The organism is Streptomyces sp. SID13031, from assembly GCF_010548305.1.
Taxonomy (GTDB): Bacteria; Actinomycetota; Actinomycetes; order Propionibacteriales; family Kribbellaceae; genus Kribbella.
This window is the reverse complement of the sequence record NZ_JAAGLV010000003.1, coordinates 26,454-43,736: the sequence shown is the minus strand read 5'-3', so window position 1 is coordinate 43,736 and position 17,283 is coordinate 26,454. Positions and strand designations below refer to the sequence as shown.

Annotated in this window: 18 protein-coding genes; 15 read left to right on the top strand and 3 right to left on the bottom strand. The window is 69.2% G+C overall.

Annotation, left to right across the window (positions count from 1 at the left end; all coding sequences use genetic code 11):
* Positions 1-49: 49 nt before the first annotated feature.
* From G3I17_RS07525 to G3I17_RS07480, 10 genes are read left to right on the top strand one after another with little or no spacing between them, the layout of a single operon-like run.
* On the top strand, positions 50-775 hold the full coding sequence (locus G3I17_RS07525) for an SAF domain-containing protein (protein ID WP_164595205.1): 726 nt from the start codon (positions 50-52) through the stop codon (positions 773-775).
* A complete protein-coding gene (locus tag G3I17_RS07520; protein WP_164595204.1) occupies positions 775-1,572 on the top strand; it encodes a hypothetical protein in 798 nt (265 codons plus the stop codon). Before G3I17_RS07525 ends, G3I17_RS07520 begins: the two co-directional genes overlap by 1 nt.
* Positions 1,572-2,879, top strand: a complete 1,308-nt coding sequence (locus G3I17_RS07515; RefSeq protein WP_164595203.1) for an ATPase, T2SS/T4P/T4SS family — start codon at positions 1,572-1,574, stop codon at positions 2,877-2,879. The genes G3I17_RS07520 and G3I17_RS07515 overlap by 1 nt, the downstream gene beginning before the upstream one ends.
* On the top strand, positions 2,876-3,769 hold the full coding sequence (locus G3I17_RS07510; protein ID WP_164595202.1) for a type II secretion system F family protein: 894 nt from the start codon (positions 2,876-2,878) through the stop codon (positions 3,767-3,769). Before G3I17_RS07515 ends, G3I17_RS07510 begins: the two co-directional genes overlap by 4 nt.
* Positions 3,766-4,683 (top strand): type II secretion system F family protein, encoded by a 918-nt coding sequence (locus G3I17_RS07505; RefSeq protein WP_164595201.1) that lies wholly within the window; start codon positions 3,766-3,768, stop codon positions 4,681-4,683. The genes G3I17_RS07510 and G3I17_RS07505 overlap by 4 nt, the downstream gene beginning before the upstream one ends.
* Before the next feature lie 28 nt (positions 4,684-4,711).
* Positions 4,712-4,915 (top strand): hypothetical protein, encoded by a 204-nt coding sequence (locus tag G3I17_RS07500; protein WP_164595200.1) that lies wholly within the window; start codon positions 4,712-4,714, stop codon positions 4,913-4,915.
* Positions 4,916-4,924: 9 nt separating this feature from the next.
* On the top strand, positions 4,925-5,338 hold the full coding sequence (locus tag G3I17_RS07495) for a TadE family protein (RefSeq protein ID WP_164595199.1): 414 nt from the start codon (positions 4,925-4,927) through the stop codon (positions 5,336-5,338).
* Positions 5,325-5,735, top strand: a complete 411-nt coding sequence (locus G3I17_RS07490; protein WP_343238233.1) for a TadE family protein — start codon at positions 5,325-5,327, stop codon at positions 5,733-5,735. The genes G3I17_RS07495 and G3I17_RS07490 overlap by 14 nt, the downstream gene beginning before the upstream one ends.
* Positions 5,735-6,160, top strand: coding sequence for a Tad domain-containing protein (locus G3I17_RS07485; RefSeq protein WP_164595198.1), 426 nt, complete (start codon positions 5,735-5,737; stop codon positions 6,158-6,160). The genes G3I17_RS07490 and G3I17_RS07485 overlap by 1 nt, the downstream gene beginning before the upstream one ends.
* Positions 6,161-6,169: 9 nt before the next feature.
* Positions 6,170-8,998, top strand: a complete 2,829-nt coding sequence (locus tag G3I17_RS07480; protein WP_164595197.1) for a BTAD domain-containing putative transcriptional regulator — start codon at positions 6,170-6,172, stop codon at positions 8,996-8,998.
* 64 nt (positions 8,999-9,062) lie between these two features.
* On the opposite strand, the gene G3I17_RS07475 is transcribed toward G3I17_RS07480, so the two are convergent.
* The 3 genes from G3I17_RS07475 to G3I17_RS07465 all read right to left on the bottom strand — a co-directional run bounded on the left by G3I17_RS07475 (position 9,063) and on the right by G3I17_RS07465 (position 11,361).
* The gene (locus G3I17_RS07475) at positions 9,063-9,740 is read right to left on the bottom strand and encodes a hypothetical protein (protein WP_164595196.1); all 678 of its coding nucleotides are present in this window, start codon (positions 9,738-9,740) and stop codon (positions 9,063-9,065) included.
* 142 nt (positions 9,741-9,882) lie between these two features.
* Positions 9,883-10,482, bottom strand: coding sequence for an ATP-binding protein (locus tag G3I17_RS07470; protein WP_343238232.1), 600 nt, complete (start codon positions 10,480-10,482; stop codon positions 9,883-9,885).
* Positions 10,483-10,575: 93 nt separating this feature from the next.
* Positions 10,576-11,361, bottom strand: a complete 786-nt coding sequence (locus G3I17_RS07465; protein WP_164595195.1) for an aminoglycoside phosphotransferase family protein — start codon at positions 11,359-11,361, stop codon at positions 10,576-10,578.
* A 219-nt stretch (positions 11,362-11,580) separates the two neighbouring features.
* Here G3I17_RS07465 and G3I17_RS07460 point away from each other — a divergent pair, with 219 nt between their 5' ends.
* The 5 genes from G3I17_RS07460 (at position 11,581) to G3I17_RS07440 (ending at position 17,244) form a co-directional block, all read left to right on the top strand.
* Positions 11,581-12,900, top strand: a complete 1,320-nt coding sequence (locus G3I17_RS07460) for a sugar ABC transporter substrate-binding protein (protein WP_239062335.1) — start codon at positions 11,581-11,583, stop codon at positions 12,898-12,900.
* 9 nt (positions 12,901-12,909) lie between these two features.
* Positions 12,910-13,860, top strand: a complete 951-nt coding sequence (locus tag G3I17_RS07455; RefSeq protein WP_164595193.1) for a sugar ABC transporter permease — start codon at positions 12,910-12,912, stop codon at positions 13,858-13,860.
* Positions 13,861-13,907: 47 nt separating this feature from the next.
* Complete coding sequence (locus tag G3I17_RS07450) at positions 13,908-14,702, top strand: carbohydrate ABC transporter permease (protein WP_239062334.1); 795 nt, start codon at positions 13,908-13,910, stop codon at positions 14,700-14,702.
* 26 nt (positions 14,703-14,728) lie between these two features.
* The gene (locus G3I17_RS07445; RefSeq protein ID WP_164595191.1) at positions 14,729-16,201 is read left to right on the top strand and encodes a mannitol dehydrogenase family protein; all 1,473 of its coding nucleotides are present in this window, start codon (positions 14,729-14,731) and stop codon (positions 16,199-16,201) included.
* 77 nt (positions 16,202-16,278) lie between these two features.
* The gene (locus tag G3I17_RS07440; protein WP_164595190.1) at positions 16,279-17,244 is read left to right on the top strand and encodes a sugar-binding domain-containing protein; all 966 of its coding nucleotides are present in this window, start codon (positions 16,279-16,281) and stop codon (positions 17,242-17,244) included.
* Positions 17,245-17,283 lie beyond the last annotated feature (39 nt).

Below are 17,283 nucleotides of genomic sequence, written 5' to 3'. Positions count from 1 at the left end.
TGCGCCGTACCGGCAGAGTTGCCCCGTGGATTTCAAGGAGCGGGGTCAGATGTCCACCATCGGCACAGAGACGGCCGACAGTCAACGGCAGCGAGCGAACCGGGCAGGCGGTGCCGGGCGCAAGCCGGGCGGTCGCCTGCCCGCGGCCTCCAAGCGGCGCCGCCCGGCGATCGCTGCCCTCGCGGCGCTGCTGATCGTCGGCGGCGCGTTGATCGCGGGGGTGCTCGCGGTCCGGATGGACGAGCGGGTCGCCGTCATCCAGGTCAAGCAGAACATCAACGTCGGCAGCGTGATCACCGAGGAGCTGCTGGCTCAGACGCGGGTGTCCGGCGACGCGCTGAACACCATCCCGGCCGACCAGGCCCGCCTGCTCATCGGCAAGAAGTATGCGGCGGTCAACCTGGTCAAGGGGCAACTGCTCGAGGCGTCCTTGCTGACTGACGAAGCGCCGATCAGCAAGGACAAGGCCGCGGTCGGCATCGTCCTCGTCGACGGCCGCACGCCTGCCTTGGGGCTGCGGGGAGGGGATGTGGTCGAGCTGGTCCGGATCGGTCAGGGCAACGTGCCGCCGGTGCTGATCGGCGACGCCGTCGTGCTCAAGCCGCCGGTGGCCGCCGACAAGGGCAGCTCGCTCGGTGAGAAGTCGAGTAGTAGCGCGCTGGTGGCGACCGTGCTCGTCGATCGCGAGGACGTGATGGCCGTTACGGATGCCTCAGGCAACAACCGGATCGCGGTCGCCCTGCTGAGCCGGGGTTCTTCGTTGGGGCAGAAGTAGTGGGCCTGTACGTCGTCGCCTCGGCGAAGGGCTCGCCCGGCGTCACCACCTCGGCTGTCGTACTGGCCGGGGCCTGGCCGGTCGAGCCCGTGCTGGCAGATCTCGACCCGGCCGGTGGAGATGTGGCGCTGCGCTACCGCGACGAGGCCGGCGCTCCCCTCGACCCGGAGCGCGGCCTGCTGTCGCTGGGAGCGGCGGTGCGCCGGGGCAACAGCGACGTACGGCTCGCAGATCACGTGCAGCGGGTGTCCGGCGGCCTTGAGGTGCTGGCCGGCGTGACGTCGCCCAGCCAGGTGCAGGGTCTCGGCCCGGCCTGGCTGCATCTTGCCCGGGCGATGCGGGTGGTTCCGGATCGCGATGTCATCGCCGACTGTGGCCGGTTGATGCCGGGATCGGCCACTGTGCCGGTGCTGCAGCACGCTGATGCCGTGCTGATGCTCGCCCGCCCCACGCTCGAAGGGCTGTCGCACCTGCGAGAGCGGCTGCACAGTCTCGCCGAGACGCTCCAGTTCGGCACTCACGAGGCCGTACCGACCGGCGTCGCGCTGGTGACGTCGTACCGCGACGGCGGGGTGGTCGGCGAGGTTCAGTCCATCCTCGACCGCTCCAGGCTGCCGGTGACCGTGCTCGGCATCCTCGCCGAGGACGAGAAGGCCGCCGAGGCCATCCGGGTCGGTGACGGCCGCCGGGCGGCCAAGTCGTTGCTGCTGCGCTCCGGTGCTGCCGTGGCCGAGCGCCTGCATCGCCTGGCCCGGCCGGTGTCGCAGTCGCAGAACGCGGAGTGGGGTGTCGCCTGATGGATCAGTCACTGGTACGCCGACTGCGCGAAGAGGTCGCCGAGGTGCTGGCCCGGCAACGCCGGGAGGACACCTCTAACGGACTGCCCCAGATGACCGCGGAGGACGAACGCCAGTTCGCCCGGGCGGTCGTCGGGCGAGTGCTGGAGAACCACGCCCGCGCCGAGATGGCCGCCGGGCGCACTCCGCCCGGTGCCGGCGAGGAGCAGGAACTCGCGGACGGTATCCATGCCGCGCTGTTCGGGGTCGGCCGGCTGCAGCCGCTGCTCGACGACCCGATGGTGGAGAACATCGACATCAACGGGTACGACCGGGTCTTCGTCGGGTTCGCCGACGGGCACGAGGAGATCGGTGAGCCGATCGCCGACTCCGACGACGAGTTGGTCGAGCTGATCCAGACCCTCGCCGCGTACTCCGGACTGGCCAGCCGGCCGTTCGACTCGGCCAACCCGCAGCTCGACCTGCGGCTGCCCGACGGCAGCCGGCTGTCCGCGCTGATGGGTGTCTGCCCGCGGCCGTCGGTGTCGATCCGGCGGGCCCGGCTGTCCCGGGTCAACCTGGAGATGCTGATCGGGTACGGCACGCTCTCGCCCGAGCTCGCGTCGTTCCTGTCGGCGGCGGTCGCGGCCCGGAAGAACATCATGATCGCCGGCGCCACGAACGCCGGGAAAACGACGCTGCTACGGGCACTGGCCAACGAGATCCCGCCGGTGGAGCGGCTGATCACGGTCGAGCGGTCGCTCGAGCTGGGGCTGGGGGAGTTCGAGGACCTGCACCCCAACGTGCTGGCCACCGAGGAACGGTTACCGAACTCCGAGGGCCAGGGATCCATCATCATGGCCGAACTGGTCCGCCGGAGTCTGCGGATGAACCCGAGCCGGGTGATCGTCGGTGAGGTGCTCGGCGACGAGATCGTCACCATGCTGAACGCGATGAGCCAGGGCAACGACGGTTCGCTGTCGACCATCCACGCGAACTCGTCGCTGGAGGTGTTCAACCGGATCTGCACCTACGCGATCCAGTCGGCCGAACGGCTGCCGGCCGACGCGACGATGATGCTGATCGCGGGCGCGATCGACTTCGTCGTGTTCGTCGAGCGGCGCAACGACTTCTCCGCCGGCGGTGGCCTGCGCCGGATGATCACCTCGGTCCGTGAGGTCAACGGCGTCGACGGACGGGTGCTGTCCAGCGAGATCTTCGAGGCGGGGCCGGACGGTATGGCCCAGCCCGCCGCCCCGATCTCGTGCCTGGCCGAGCTCCAGGCGGTCGGCTACCGCGGTACCGCACCGGCGGGGTGGGCGTCATGACCACACCGTCCCCGACGCTGTTGCTGATCGTTCTGCTCGGCGCGATCGTGGGTGGCGCCGCGCTGGTGCTGATCTGGGCGCTGATCCCGCAGCCGGAGTCCGAGACGGTGTCCGCTCCGTCGCCGCTCCTCGAGTCGTTGCGCAAGGCCGGTGCCCGGGTGCCGATCGCCATCGGAGTCGCCCTGCTGATCTTGTTGCTGACCCGCTGGCCGGTCGCCGCGGTGGCGACCGGAGCGCTGGTGTTCGCCTGGCCGGCGTTGTTCGGGGGCGCCGGGGCGGAGACCAAGGCGATCGCCCGGCTGGAGGCCCTGGCGGCGTGGACCGAGTCGCTGCGGGACACCGTGGCCGGTGCCGTCGGCCTGGAGCAGGCCATTCCCGCGACGGCCTATGCCGCCGCACCGGCGATCTCGACGGAACTGACCGCGCTGGCGGACCGTCTCAGGGTCCGTGTGCCACTGTCGCAGGCCCTGCAGAAGTTCGCGGACGAGATGAACGACTCGAGCGTGGACCTCATCGTGGCGAGCCTGATCCTGAACGCCAGGCTGCGTGGCCCCGGCCTGCGGGACGTGCTGACCTCGCTGTCGGAGTCGGCCCGGGCCGCCCTCGACATGCGTCAGCGGGTCAACGCCGGCCGGCGCAGTACCCGCCGGAGCGTACAGATCGTGATGGTCGTGACGGTGGCGTTCGTGCTCGGACTCTCGTTGTTCAACCGGGCGTACGTCGCGCCGTACTCGACCGCGGTCGGGCAGCTGGTGCTGCTGGTCATCCTTGGACTGTTCGCGGCCGGGTTCTTCTGGCTTCGCCGGCTGGCGAGCTTCGAGACCCCCGCCCGCTTCCTGCACGCCCGGGACCGGTTGCCGACCGCCGCCTCGACCGGGGGTCAGAAATGACGTTGGTGATGCTCGGCGGAGCACTGGTCGGAGTCGGCCTGCTGCTCGTCGTCCAGTTGCTCGCCCGATCGGCTCCGAGCGGAGCGAGCGGGCTGATGCAGCTCGACGCCGACCTGCGCCGGTACCGCCACGAGGTGACCCTGACCGCTGACCGGCGGCACCAGCAGGAGTCGTTGCGGATGCGCCGGCTCGGGGCCGGCCTGCGCCGTGCCCTCGATGCCCGCGGGATGCAGCTGCCGGTATCGATCCGGGCCGATCTCGGGATCGCCGGGCGCTCGTTGGAGACGCATCTGGCGAGCAGTCTGGTCGGAGCTCTGGCGGGGTTTGTCGCGCCGTTCCTGATGCTCCTGCCGCTGAGCATCGTCAGCGGCAGCCTGCCTGGCTTCATTCCGGTCTGGCTCGGGGTTATCGGGGCACTCGTCGGCGCACTCCTGCCGACGGTGCAGCTGCGGACGCTGGCCGCCGATCGGCGGCGGGACTTCCGGCACGTGGTCAGTTCGTTCCTCGACCTGGTCGCGATGAACCTGGCCGGCGGTCGCGGTGTGCCGGAGGCTTTGTCGTCGGCGGCCGGGATCAGTGACGGTTGGGCGTTCGTCCGGATCCGGGACACACTGGAGACTGCCCGGCTACAAGGTGTGACACCGTGGGCAGCGCTCGGTGAGCTCGGCGACGAGGTCTCGATCGACGAGCTGCGGGACCTGTCGGCGGCGCTTGCGCTGGTCGCCGAGGACGGCGCTAAGGTGCGTGACTCGCTGGTCGCGCGAGCGGTGTCGATGCGGCGCCGTGAGCTGGCCGACACCGAAGGCAGGGCCCAGGCCCAGTCCCAGTCCATGCTGATGGCGCAGATGTTGCTGTGCGTCGGCTTCCTGCTCTTCTTGACTTATCCAGCAGTAGCCCGGGTGATGGGGCTGTGAGCCACCACCCGGCCGAGGAAGGATGACCATGTTCACCACGACCAACCAGACCATCGTGTTCCTGCGGGTCCTGCTCGGCGGACGGATCGACCGCGCCCGGCGATCGGAGCGCGGCGCCTCCGCGGTCGAGTGGGTGCTGATCTCGGCGCTCCTGATCGGTGTCGCCATCGCGGTCGGCGCGATCATCCTGAACAAGCTCACCGGCAAGGCCAACGACCTGGATCTGGGCTGACCTCAGGCGATGGCAACGGCGAGGTGGGCCCGGAGATTCCGGCGTAAGCATGACGAGCGCGGCGCGAGCACCGTCGAGCTCGTCCTCTACATGCCCATCTTGATGCTGGCGATCTTCCTGACCATCCAGTTCTCGCTGATCTATCTGGGCAACCAGGTCGCCTCCGCGGCGGCCCGGGAGTCGGCCAGGGTGGCGCGGACCTCGTTGGACCGCAACCAGGCCGAGGCCGCCGGGGTGGCCTACACGGGCAAGGTCGGCAAGGGGATCCTGGAGGACGTCCAGGTGATCGTCACCCCCGTCGGCGCCGACCAGGTCCGGGTCGAGGTCCGCGGCCACGCCCTGAAGATCACCCCGTTCATCGATCCGCCGACCGTGACCCAGGTCGTCCAGGGACCGCTGGAGGAATTCCGTGCGGACAACTGAGCGCCGCGGCGAGCGTGGCTCGATGGCAGTGGAGATCGTGCTGCTCGCCCCGGTGATGATGGCCTTCATGATGCTGGTGGTGGCCGGCGGCCGGTACGTCGCGGTCCGCGGCGACATCGAGGCCGCGAGCCGCGACGCCGTCCGGGCGGCGTCCCTGGAGCGCGACGTCGGCACGGCCCAGGCAGCCGCGGTGGATACGGCGATCGCGGCGCTGCAGCATCCCGACCAGTGCCAGGACCCCGAGCTCAGCGGCAACTTCGTCTCGGGCGGCATGATCACCGTCACCCTCACCTGCGAGGTCTCCTACGACGGCCTGGGCCTGATCGGGCTGCCGGGGACCAAGCGGATCACGATCAGCAGTTCGGCGCCCATCGACGTGTACCGGAGGACCGGCTGATGAAACGCTGCTGGAAGCGGCTCCGGCCGGCCGGTGACGAGCGCGGATCGGCGACGGTCTTCGTCCTCGGCTTCGCGACCGTACTGATGGTCGGCGCGGGTCTGGTGGTCGACGGCGGCCTGGCGCTGAACAAGCGCAGCCAGCTCACCGACGACACGGAGCAGGCGGCCCGGGCGGGAGCGAGCGCGATCGACATCGCGGTCCTGCGGGACCGGAACGAAGTGGTGATCGACGAAGGACAGGCCAGCGCTGTGGCCACGGACTTCCTGAGCGCCCGCGGCTACACGAACATCTCGGTGACGGTGAACGGGAACCGGGTCACCGCCTCGGCCGACAGTTCGGTCGACACCGCGATCCTCGGACTGGTCGGGATCGACAGCTTCACCGTGCACGGCGAAGCTGTCGCCGAGCCCGAAATCGGCTAGGAGACAGGCATGACGCAGGAGTCCAGGGCACGGCGGTTCCTGGAAGCGCCACCGGATCCGGGCCGCTTCCAGCAGGACGCGCAGCCACCAGTACGACGGTCGCCGGGGCAGGCCGTTGTGGCCGCGCTCGCGTTGCTCCTGCTCCTGCTCGGCGTACCGGTCCTGTTGTGGGTGCTGAGCGGTCCGCCGCCGTACCCGCACGGCTGGCCGACGCGGGAGGATCTGACCGCGCCGATCGGCGTCGAGGCCCTGCTGACCGTACTGCGGGCCGTCGTCTGGCTGGCCTGGCTGCATTTCGTGGCCTGCGTGGTCGCCGAGTTCTCCAGCGCCGCCCACGGCCGCGGCGTCCCCCGGGCGGTGCCGCTCGGCGGTGGCAGCCAACGGCTGGCGCGGGTCCTGGTCAGCGCGCTGCTGCTCACCGGGATCGCGGTCGGCCAGGCCGCCGCGGCGACTGGTGCGGGCAGCGGAGCGCCGGAGCCTCGCTCCCAGGTGTCCGTCACCGCGACGACGACCACCACCACAGTGAACGCGACGGCGGGGGTGGCCGCCGAAGATCAGCGGGCTCCGTCCATGTTCGACGGGGCGCACAACAAAGCCAATCCGCTGGCCGGCAAGAAGATCTACACGGTCAAGGCGCCGGTCGGGCACCACCACGACAACTTGTGGGAGATCGCCGAGAAGCACCTCGGTGACGGCCGCCGGTACAAGGAGATCTACGAGCTCAACAAAGAGCGGTTGCAGCCCGACGGCCAGCACCTGCACCTCGCCCGGCTGATCATGCCGGGCTGGGACCTGATCATGCCCGAGGACGCTGTCGGGGTGGATCGGGTGCCGGTCCACCAGGCGACCCCGACCGCGGTGGCGAAGCCCAGTACGACCACGACGACCTCGACGCCGGAGCACGAGGAAGGTCCCGTCGTCCAGGCGCCGACGACCGGGGAGACCGGCAGCAGTCACACGGGACCGGGTGGGCCCAACGGCGGCGGCGGAGGTGGCGGCGAGCACGTCACGGACGGCGGCCAGACGCAGGACTCCCGCTGGCGGCTGCCGACGGACCTGCTCGGCGGTGGGCTGGTGGCCGCCGGAGTGCTGACGCTGTTGCTGGTGGAGCGGTACAGGCGTCGTGGGCGTGATCCGGAGGCGGCGGCTGCCGCGGCGGAGGTGGCGCTGCGGGTTGGTGCGGATCCGGAGCGGGCCGGGGCGCTCGACCGGGCGATGCGCGGGCTGGTCGGGCAGTGTGAGGCTGCGGGCATGTCGCTGCCGCCGCTGTTCGGTGTTCTCGTCGACGAAGGCGGTATCGAGCTTCTGCTGGCACCGGCGCAGAGCGAGGTGCCCGCCCCGTGGCAGGCGCTCGACGACGGTCGCCGGTGGCGGATCGAGCGGGCGGACATTCCCGCCGAGCGGTCCGGTCCCGCGCCGTTCCCGGCGCTGGTCTGTCTCGGCCGCGACGAGTACGAGCGTGACGTGCTGGTGGACCTCGAGGCCGCCAGCGGTGCCCTGAGCCTGCAGGGTGACACCGTCGTGGCCCGCGAGGTCGCCACTTCGGTCGCCGTCCAGCTGGCTACGAATCCTTGGACCGACCTCCTCCGGGTCACCACCTCCGGTCTGCCGGACGCGCTGGCGGAGGTGCTGGCCGACCGGTTGCGGGTGGTCGGCGACATCGACCTGGTCATCCCCGAATTCGAAGCGGGCGGGATCGAGACCGAGGTGCTGTCCGGCCGGGTCAGCCGGTCTGCCGAAGCGTCACCGCAGTACGTCGTACTGGGCGCGCCGCCCAGTGAGGAGACGGCCAACAGGCTGACCGCCCTGGCTGGCCGCAACCGGGCGGGCTTCGGCCTGCTGGTGGCCGGCACCGTTCCAGGAGCCCGGTGGCAGTTGCAGGTGGACGAGACCGGGACCCTGCGGATCCCGGCGCTCGGGCTCACCCTGTCGGCCAGCCGCCTCAGCGAGCCGTCGGTCGAGCTACTGACCGAGCTGCTGGACGCGGCCCGGACGTCGGTACCGATGCCGACCGGCCAGAACCGGATCCGGGTGCCGAACAGCGGCCGGCTCGGCGACGACTCGAACTGGTCGACGGCGAACGTGCGCATCGGTGTCCTCGGGCCGGTCGACGTACGGGCGATGAACCGGCTCGAGTCGGAGCGGATCCCGCTGGCCACCGAGCTCGTCGCATTCCTTGCCCTGCACCCCGGTGGCGTCCACCCGAGTGTGCTCGCGGCGTCCCTGTGGCCGCGCGGCGTGACCGCCGAGGTCCGCGACACCACCGTCGCGCGGGTTCGGGAGTGGCTCGGCGCGGACAGCAACGGGCATCATCACCTGCTCCAGGACGCGAGCGGCAGGCTCCTGCTCGGCCCCGAACTCGCGGTCGACTGGGACTGCTTCTGCGACCTGGTACGCCGGAGCCGGACCGCGCAGACCCAGCGTGACGAGCGCGAACTGCTCCGTCGCAGCCTGCACCTGGTCCGGGGACCGTTCCTCAGCGGGCGGACCCGTGGCAGCTACTCCTGGATCGCGCGGGTCCACCTGGAACGGCTGGTGCCGGATCTGGTCGTCGACGCCGCACACCGGCTCTGGGAGCTCAGCGCCGGCGATGACGACCCGGCTGGAGCGGTCAGCGCGGCGCGCGCCGGCCTGCGGCTGGCCGGCAGCTCGGACCTGCTCTGGCGCGACCTGCTGATGGCCGAGCACCGGTACGGCGGGGTGGCAGCGGCCGAGCAGGTCGTGTCGGCGCTGGGCGAGCGGATCCAGGCGCACGGCCTGCTGCTCAGCCCGGAGACCGAGGCACTGATCGAGGACTTGCTGCCGGCCGCCGCAAGCCGTGCCCGCCGGGCAGGCTGACCGCAGACCACCACCCCGGGCAGGCTGACCGCAGACCACCACCCCGGGCAGGGGTGCCGCGGAATCAGCCTGCCTTGGTGGTCAGGCGGACCTGCTGCAGGCGGATCATCGTGCCGGCGAGCTTGGTGTCGGGGACCGGTGGCTTCTCCAGCGTGCCGGTCTGGCTGACCGTGACCTCGGCGACCATCCCGCCGACCGCGATACTCGCCTCCGCGATCGCCTCGATCTGCCCGGTCACGCCGGCGACCTCGGTCCGTGCATCCGTCAGCGCTCCAGGCAGGTTCTTCACCGCGAAGGGCTTGGTGTGCTCTTCCTGAGCCCAGAAGCCCTTGAGCAGGTCATCCGCCTTGGCTTTCGAAGCCGCCTTGAAGAGTTGCACCGTGACGCGCTTGTGCCGGTCCGGGCTGAGCCGGAAGGTCTGGTACCCCTCCTTGCAACCCGCGTTCAGCAACAGCGCAAGGTCTTCCGCAGGCGAAGCGGACAACGTGTCGACGAAGCTCTGCCGGCTGAACGGCCCGCTCACCTGGGCCGGCTCAGCGGGATCACCCTTCAAAAACCCACCCGGTACGACCGCCAATCCAGCCAAGCCACCAGCGGCAGCCGGGGCCGCCACATCAGCCGGCGCAGACGGCGTACTGGCCGCTACCGGGGTGGTCGCGGCACCGGCGTCATTCCCACAGCCGGTCAGCGCTGCCAACCCAACACACACCGCAGCGGCAACACCGGGCGCAACTCGCCTCACGATTCCTCCGCAGGGGTCAGGGGATTACGCCGTGAGCCCACCAGACAAAGGTGAACACCAGGCAAATCCCTAGCCCTTCATGACGTAGCTCACGCGGAACCGGACCATAACGTGATAATTGCCCCCAGCACAGAGGGCCGATTCAGCCTGCGGTCGCGGCGGCGAGCAGTTCGGTGATGCGGCGGCGGGCGGCCTTGGGATGCAGGGGTTCGCAGCCGGCGTCGACGCAGCGCTTCACCACCCGAGGGTCGTCCTTGAGCAAGAGCAGTCCTCGTCGCAGCAGGGTGAACGGCGGCTTGCGACGCTCACGCAGGTCGCGCTGGAACCGGCGTACGAACGTCACGATCCGGTGGTGCCGGACGCAGATCGCCGCCGCCAGCAACCCGCGCTCCCGCAACGCCCCGACCACCTGGTCAGCGAAGATGCCCTCGGCAATCACCAACGGCGATCCCCCTGTCTCCACAGGGCGATGCCCGACGGTCCCGTCCGCGGCGATGTCATAGACCGGCATGTCCGAGGCTCCCGTAGCGCACAGAACCTCCAGCGCCGCCACCGCCCGGTCCCCGTCCCAGGACCCAGGATCGTCCCAATCGACGATCCCCAACGGCGACCGCGGCATCGCCGCGTCGTCCCCATCCCGATAGAAGTCGTCAAGCCGCACAACCGGCAACCCCACAACCTCCGCCAACCGCGACTTCCCAGCCCCCGAAGGCCCCGCCAGCAATACCACCCGAGCACTCACCCGCGCATTCTCCCCCAACCCCACCCCAGCCAAGAGCCCCACCTCCCCGTCGGCATTTCGGCGGTTAACCGTCGAAATGCTGACGGGAGGGGGCTAGGCCAGGGCTTCCGTGAGGGTTGCGTGGTGGGTGGTGAACCAGTGGTTGGTTCGGTCGGTGAGGGTGGATTCGCCGGTGGTCCAGCGTTGGTGGAACCACGGATGGCCGGATTCGGCGCCCCGGCGGACGTAGTCCATGCACCAGATGTGGTTGGCGGCGGCTGCGTCGACCAGACGGTTGCGGTCGGTGTCAGTGAGCCCGTAGGCGTCGGCGAATCGGCGAAGGCGGGCCAGGTTCTGCCCCTGGCGAGCGTCCAGGATGTCGGCGTCGGGACGCAACGGCGCCCACAGGCGAGCCGCGGCCGCGACATCCCACAACGCCGACCCGGGCCCGGCCAGATCGAAGTCGATCAGAGCCACCGCCACCCCATCGCGGAAGACGATGTTGTCGAGGTTCGGATCGTTGTGGCCGACCAGCCCATCGTCATACGCGGAAGGCACAGCCTCAGCCCAGGCATGTCCAGCAGGATCGAACCCGGCCACCGCCTCGTGATACCGCCTCAGCAACCGCGCCACGCTCTCCAGCGCCCCGAAAGTCATCGACCAGGCCGGGTACGGCGCCGTCACGGTCTCGCCCGGTACGTACGTCAGCACCTCACGCCCCTGCGCATCAACGCCGAGGAACTCCGGTACCGCCTCGAACCCGACAGCGGAGAGGTGGTCGAGCAGTGCGTGCACGGCAGGGCTGCTCGGCCGCAGCGGGCGGCGCACGGTATCGCCGACCCGCACCACCAGGCCACGGTTGGCGGTGCCGCCGAGCAGGCGGGTCTCGACCTCAGGCATCACGGCACAGTGTGGCGGCTGGACCGCGATCAGGCTAGATCGCTCAAACGAGCAACGATCCGCTCGGCTGTCACCCGAACTCTTGACACACCCCGGAAACATTAGGTTCACTCAACGATGAGCAGCCTGCTGCTCATATGAGCGTGACCGCCGATCGCGAAGGAGCAGCCCGTGCTGGAACAGCGCAAGCGCATCGGGGGTGCAGTCGTCGCACTCCTTCTGGTGAGTGGAGTGAGCGGCTGCGCCGGATGGGGTGGCGGTGCGGGAGGTGGTGGCGCCGACAGCATCAACGTGCTGATGGTGAACAACCCGCAGATGGTCGACCTGCAGAAACTGACCGCGGACAACTTCACCAAAGAGACCGGGATCAAGGTCAACTACACGGTCCTGCCGGAGAACGACGTCCGCGACAAGATCAGCCAGGAGTTCTCCAGCCAGGCCGGCCAGTACGACGTCGCCTCGCTGAGCAACTTCGAGATCCCGATCTATGCCAAGAGCAAGTGGATCGCGCCGCTCTCGGACTACATCGCCAAGGATTCGGCCTTCGACCAGGACGACGTCCTGAAGCCGATGACCCAGTCGATGTCGGCCGACGACGGCAAGATCTACGGCGAACCCTTCTACGGTGAGTCGTCGTTCCTGATGTACCGCAAGGACATCCTGCAGGCCAAGGGCGTCGAGATGCCGGCCAAGCCGACCTGGCAGCAGGTCGCCGACATCGCCGCGAAGGTCGACAACGCCGAGCCCGGGATGCGCGGCATCTGCCTGCGCGGCCAGCCCGGCTGGGGTCAGCTGTTCGCCCCGCTGACCACGGTGGTGAACACCTTCGGCGGCACCTGGTTCACCGCGGACTGGCAGGCGAAGGTCAACGCGCCGGAGTTCACCGAGGCGACCAAGTTCTACGTCGACCTGGTCCGCGAGCACGGCGAGCTCGGCGCACCGCAGGCCGGCTTCACCGAATGCCTGAACAACCTCGTCCAGGGCAACGTCGCGATGTGGTACGACGCCACCTCCGCCGCCGGTTCGCTGGAGGCGCCGGGATCACCCGTCAAGGGCAAGATGGGGTACGCCCCCGCGCCGGTCGTGAAGACCGCCAGCTCCGGCTGGCTGTACGCCTGGTCGTGGAGCATCCAGGAGGCGAGCAAGAAGAAGGACAACGCCTGGAAGTTCATCTCCTGGGCGTCCAGCAAGCAGTACGAGGAGCTCGTCGGCAAGGAGCTCGGCTGGTCCCGGGTACCGGCCGGCAAGCGCGCCTCGACGTACGAGAACGCGGACTACCGCAAGGAGGCGTCGGCCTTCGCGGATCCGACCAAGCAGGCGATCGAGAACGCCGACCCGCGCAACCCAGGTGTCCAGCCGCGGCCGGCGATCGGGATCCAGTTCGTCGACATCCCCGAGTTCCCCGATCTCGGCACTCAGGTCAGCCAGGACGTCAGTTCGGCGATCGCCGGCCGGATGAGCGTCGACGAGGCGCTGAAACGCGGGCAGGGACTCGCCGACGACGTGGCCGAGCGCTATCGCGCCAGAGAAGCGAAGTGAGGGGCTGACATGTCTGTCGACACCGAGGTACGTCCGGGCCGCCACGCGGCCACCCCGCCCAAGAAGCCGGGCACCCTGCTGCGCAGTACCGGCGACTGGGCCCGGCGGGCGCCGCTGATGCCAGCGCTGGTCTTCATGATCATCGTCACCCAGTTGCCGTTCGTGGTCACGATCATCGCGTCCTTCATGAACTGGAACGCCTACTACCCCGACGAGCGCAGCTTCGCCGGGATCGACAACTTCCGCCGGGTGCTGACGGATGCGAACACCCGGCAGGCGATCTGGGTGACCATCCTGCTGACCGCGGGCGTAGTGCTGATCAGCCTGCTGCTCGGTCTTGGCATCGCGCTGCTGCTCGACCGCAAGTTCCGCGGTCGCGGTGCGGTCCGGACGATGATGATCACGCCGTTCCTGGTCGTACCGGTGGCCGCGGCCCTGCTGTGGAAGCACGCCCTGTACAACCCGGAGTACGGGCTCTTCAATGGCGTGCTCAAGTGGATCTTCGGCGACAACGCGCCGCAGCCGGACTGGATCAGCAACCAGCCGTTGTGGTCGGTCATCTTCGCGCTGGTCTGGCAGTGGACGCCGTTCATGATGCTGATCCTGCTGGCCGGTCTGCAGAGCCGGCCGCTCGACGTGATCGAGGCCGCGGGGATCGACGGCGCGAGCAAGTGGGCGATCTTCCGGTACATGACGTTGCCGCACCTGCGGCAGTACCTCGAACTGAGCGCCCTGCTCGGCTCGATCTACGTCGTGCAGAACTTCGACGCCGTCTTCACCATCACGTCCGGCGGTCTCGGGACGGCGAACCTGCCGTACACGATCTACCAGACCTTCTACACCGCCCATGACTACGGCCGGGCCTCGGCCGCGGGCGTCATCGTCGTGATCGGCACCATCTTGATCGCGACCTTCGCACTGCGGTCGGTCTCGACCCTGTTCAAGGAGGAGGGCCGATGAGCGGTCAAGTGACGATCGTGACGGGCAAGAAGAACCGCGGCGGCGGGATGGCACTGAGTTTTCTGGCCTGGATCGTGGGCGTGCTGTTCGTGCTCCCGGTGCTCTGGATGGCGCTCACCTCGTTCCACGCCGAGACGGACGCGGCGAAGAACCCGCCGGACGTCACGGCGCCGTTGACGCTCGACGGCTTCCGCTCGTTCTTCGACTCCGGTCCCTGGCCGTCGATCGCGAACTCGCTCACCGCGAGCATCCTGTCGACGCTGCTGGTGATCCTGCTGGCGTTCCCGGCGGCGTACGCGCTGTCGATCAAGCCGGTGAAGAAGTGGACGGACGTGATGTTCTTCTTCCTGTCCACCAAGATGCTGCCGGTGGTCGCCGGTCTGCTGCCGATCTACCTGTTCGCGCAGTTCGCCGGGCTGCTGGACAACATCTGGCTGCTGATCGTGCTCTACACGTCGATGAACCTGCCGATCGCGGTCTGGATGCTGCGCAGCTTCCTGGCCGAAGTACCGGTCGAGATCCTGGAGGCGGCCCAGGTCGACGGCGCCGGCCTGATCCGGACGCTGCGCTCGGTGGTCGCACCGGTGGTGATGCCGGGCATCGCGTCCGCTTCGCTGATCTGCTTCATCTTCAGCTGGAACGAGCTGCTCTTCGCCCGGGTCCTCACGGGTACCGTGGCGCAGACCGCGCCGGTGTTCCTGACCGGCTTCGTCACCAGTCAGGGCCTGTTCCTCGCGAAGGTCTGCGCGGCCTCCCTGGTGGTTTCGCTGCCTGTGCTGATCGCCGGTTTCGCGGCCCAGGACAAGCTCGTCCAGGGCCTGTCGCTCGGGGCGGTCAAGTGACGGAGCAGTCCGCCAAAGGAGGCAGGGTGCAGCAACTCAGCGCGGCCAGCGTGGGTTCCCTCGACGAGCGGGTCGGCGTACCGGCGTACGACCGTACTTCGGTACGCCCCGGCATCGTCCATTTCGGGGTCGGCGGATTCCACCGGGCCCACCAGGCGATGTACCTCGACAAGCTGATGAACGAGGGCAAGGCACTCGACTGGGGCATCGTGGGCGTCGGCGTACTGCCGCACGACCGGCACATGGCCGACGTGATGGCGGCCCAGGATCACCTGTACACGTTGGTGGTCAAGTACCCCGACGGGACGCTGGAGCCGCGGGTGATCGGCTCGATCGTCGGCTACCTGTTCGCGCCCGACGACCCCGAGGCGGTACTGACCCGGCTGACCGACCCGACCACCCGGATCGTCTCGCTGACGATCACCGAGGGCGGGTACCACGTGAACCAGGTGACCGGGGAGCTGGACGCCTCCGACCCCGGCCTGGCGGCGGACCTGGAGCCGGGCGCGCTGCCGGGGAGCGCGTTCGGTTTCATCGTCGAGGCGCTGGCCCGGCGACGGGCGGCCGGCGTCGAGCCGTTCACGGTGATGTCGTGCGACAACATCCCCGGCAACGGGCATGTGGCGCGCAAGATGCTCGCCGCGTTCGCTCGATTGAAGGACCCGGCACTGGCGGATTTCCTGGAGCAGGAGGTGCGCTTCCCGAACTGCATGGTCGACAGGATCACGCCGGTCACGGCCGACGCGGATCGCGAGGCGCTGGCGACGCAGTACGGGATCGAGGACGGCTGGCCGGTGGTGTGCGAGCCGTTCACCCAGTGGGTGCTCGAGGATGACTTCGGTGGCGTCAGGCCGCAGTACGAGGATGTCGGTGTGCAGTTGGTCGAGGACGTCGAGCCGTACGAGCTGATGAAGCTGCGGCTGCTCAACGCGAGCCACCAAGCCCTTTGTTACTTGGGGTATCTGGCCGGCTATCGCTATGCGCACGAGGTCTGCCAGGACAAGCTGTTCGTCGACTTCCTGCTCGGCTACATGGACACCGAAGGTACGCCGACGCTGCCGCCGGTACCGGGGGTCGACCTGGATCGGTACAAGCACCAGCTGATCGAGCGGTTCGCGAATCCCGAGGTGCGCGACACGCTCGCCCGGCTGTGCGCGGAGAGCTCCGACCGGATCCCGAAATGGCTGGTGCCCGTCGTCCGCGAGCAGCTCGCCGCGGATCGCGGGATCGAGCACGCCGCACTCGTCATCGCCTCCTGGGCCCGGTACGCCGAGGGCGTGGACGAGCAGGGCGAACCGATCGAGGTAGTGGACCGGTTGCGGGACAAACTGGTCGCGCGGGCGCAGCACAATCGCGAGGAACCGCTGCTCTTCGTGTCCGACCGGGATCTGTTCGGTGACCTCGTCGACGACGAGCGGTTCGTGCAGGCCTACACCTCGGCGCTGGCCTCCTTGCACGAGCACGGAGCGCGAGCAACGCTCGAAGCGCGGACTACCTGAACAGGGGCTCGCGGCAAGGGCCTTGAACCGTTACGGTGCCGGGGAATCACGGGAGAAGGATTGGTGGCGGGGCGACGGTGAACAGCCGGGGACAGCTGCTCGGAGAGGGCGATGACGACGACCAGTTGCTGGCCGAGGTCGCCCGCCGCTACTACCTCGACAACACCTCGAAGGTCGAGATCGCCAAGCAGCTCGACCTGAGCCGGTTCAAGGTCGCCCGGCTGCTCGAGGACGCGCGCAGCCGGGGCATCGTCCAGATCCAGATCAAGAACCCGTCGCCGATCGATCGCGGGTTGTCGGACCAGCTGGCGTCGGCGCTCGGCATCCCGCACTGCGTCGCCACGCACACCTCCGGATCGCCCGAGCAGGTCCGCGACCAGGTGGCCGAGGCGGCCGCACGGACGGTCGCGCCGCTGGTCCGCGCCGGCGACCTGCTCGGCCTGACCTGGAGCCGGGCGGTCGACGCGATGGTCGACCACATCGACGTACTGCCTGCCTGCACGGTGATCCAGATGGCCGGTTCCCTGCATTCACCCTCAGGTGGCGGCAGCACGATGGACCTAGCCCGCCGAGCCGCTGCACTAGCTGGCGGTACTGCGCACGCCGTCCACGCACCACTAGTCGTTGACGACATCGCGGCCGTCACCGCGTTGCGCAGGCAGCCCGGCATCGCCGATACGTTGGCACTGGCCGACGGCCTGGACATCTCGGTCGTCGCCATCGGTGCGTGGCGCGCGGGTTGCTCGACGGTTTGGGACGCGGTGTCGGAGGAGCTCCGGGCAGAAGGCTTGGCCGGAGGAGCAATCGCCGAAGTCAGCGGGCATCTTCTGGACCTGGACGGCAGACTGGTCGAGTCACCGCTGGAACAGATGATCATCGCGGTCTCGGTCGACCAGCTGCGCCGCCCGGCGGAGCGGGTCGCGCTGGCCGCGGGGACCCATCGCGCCCCGGCGGTGATCGCCGCGGTCCGGGCCGGCCTGGTCAGCACCCTGGTGACGACGACCGACCTCGCCCGCGATGTTCTGCGGCACCTTGATTCCTGACCGGGGCGGCGGGGGCGGGGCAGAAACCACACAGCAAAG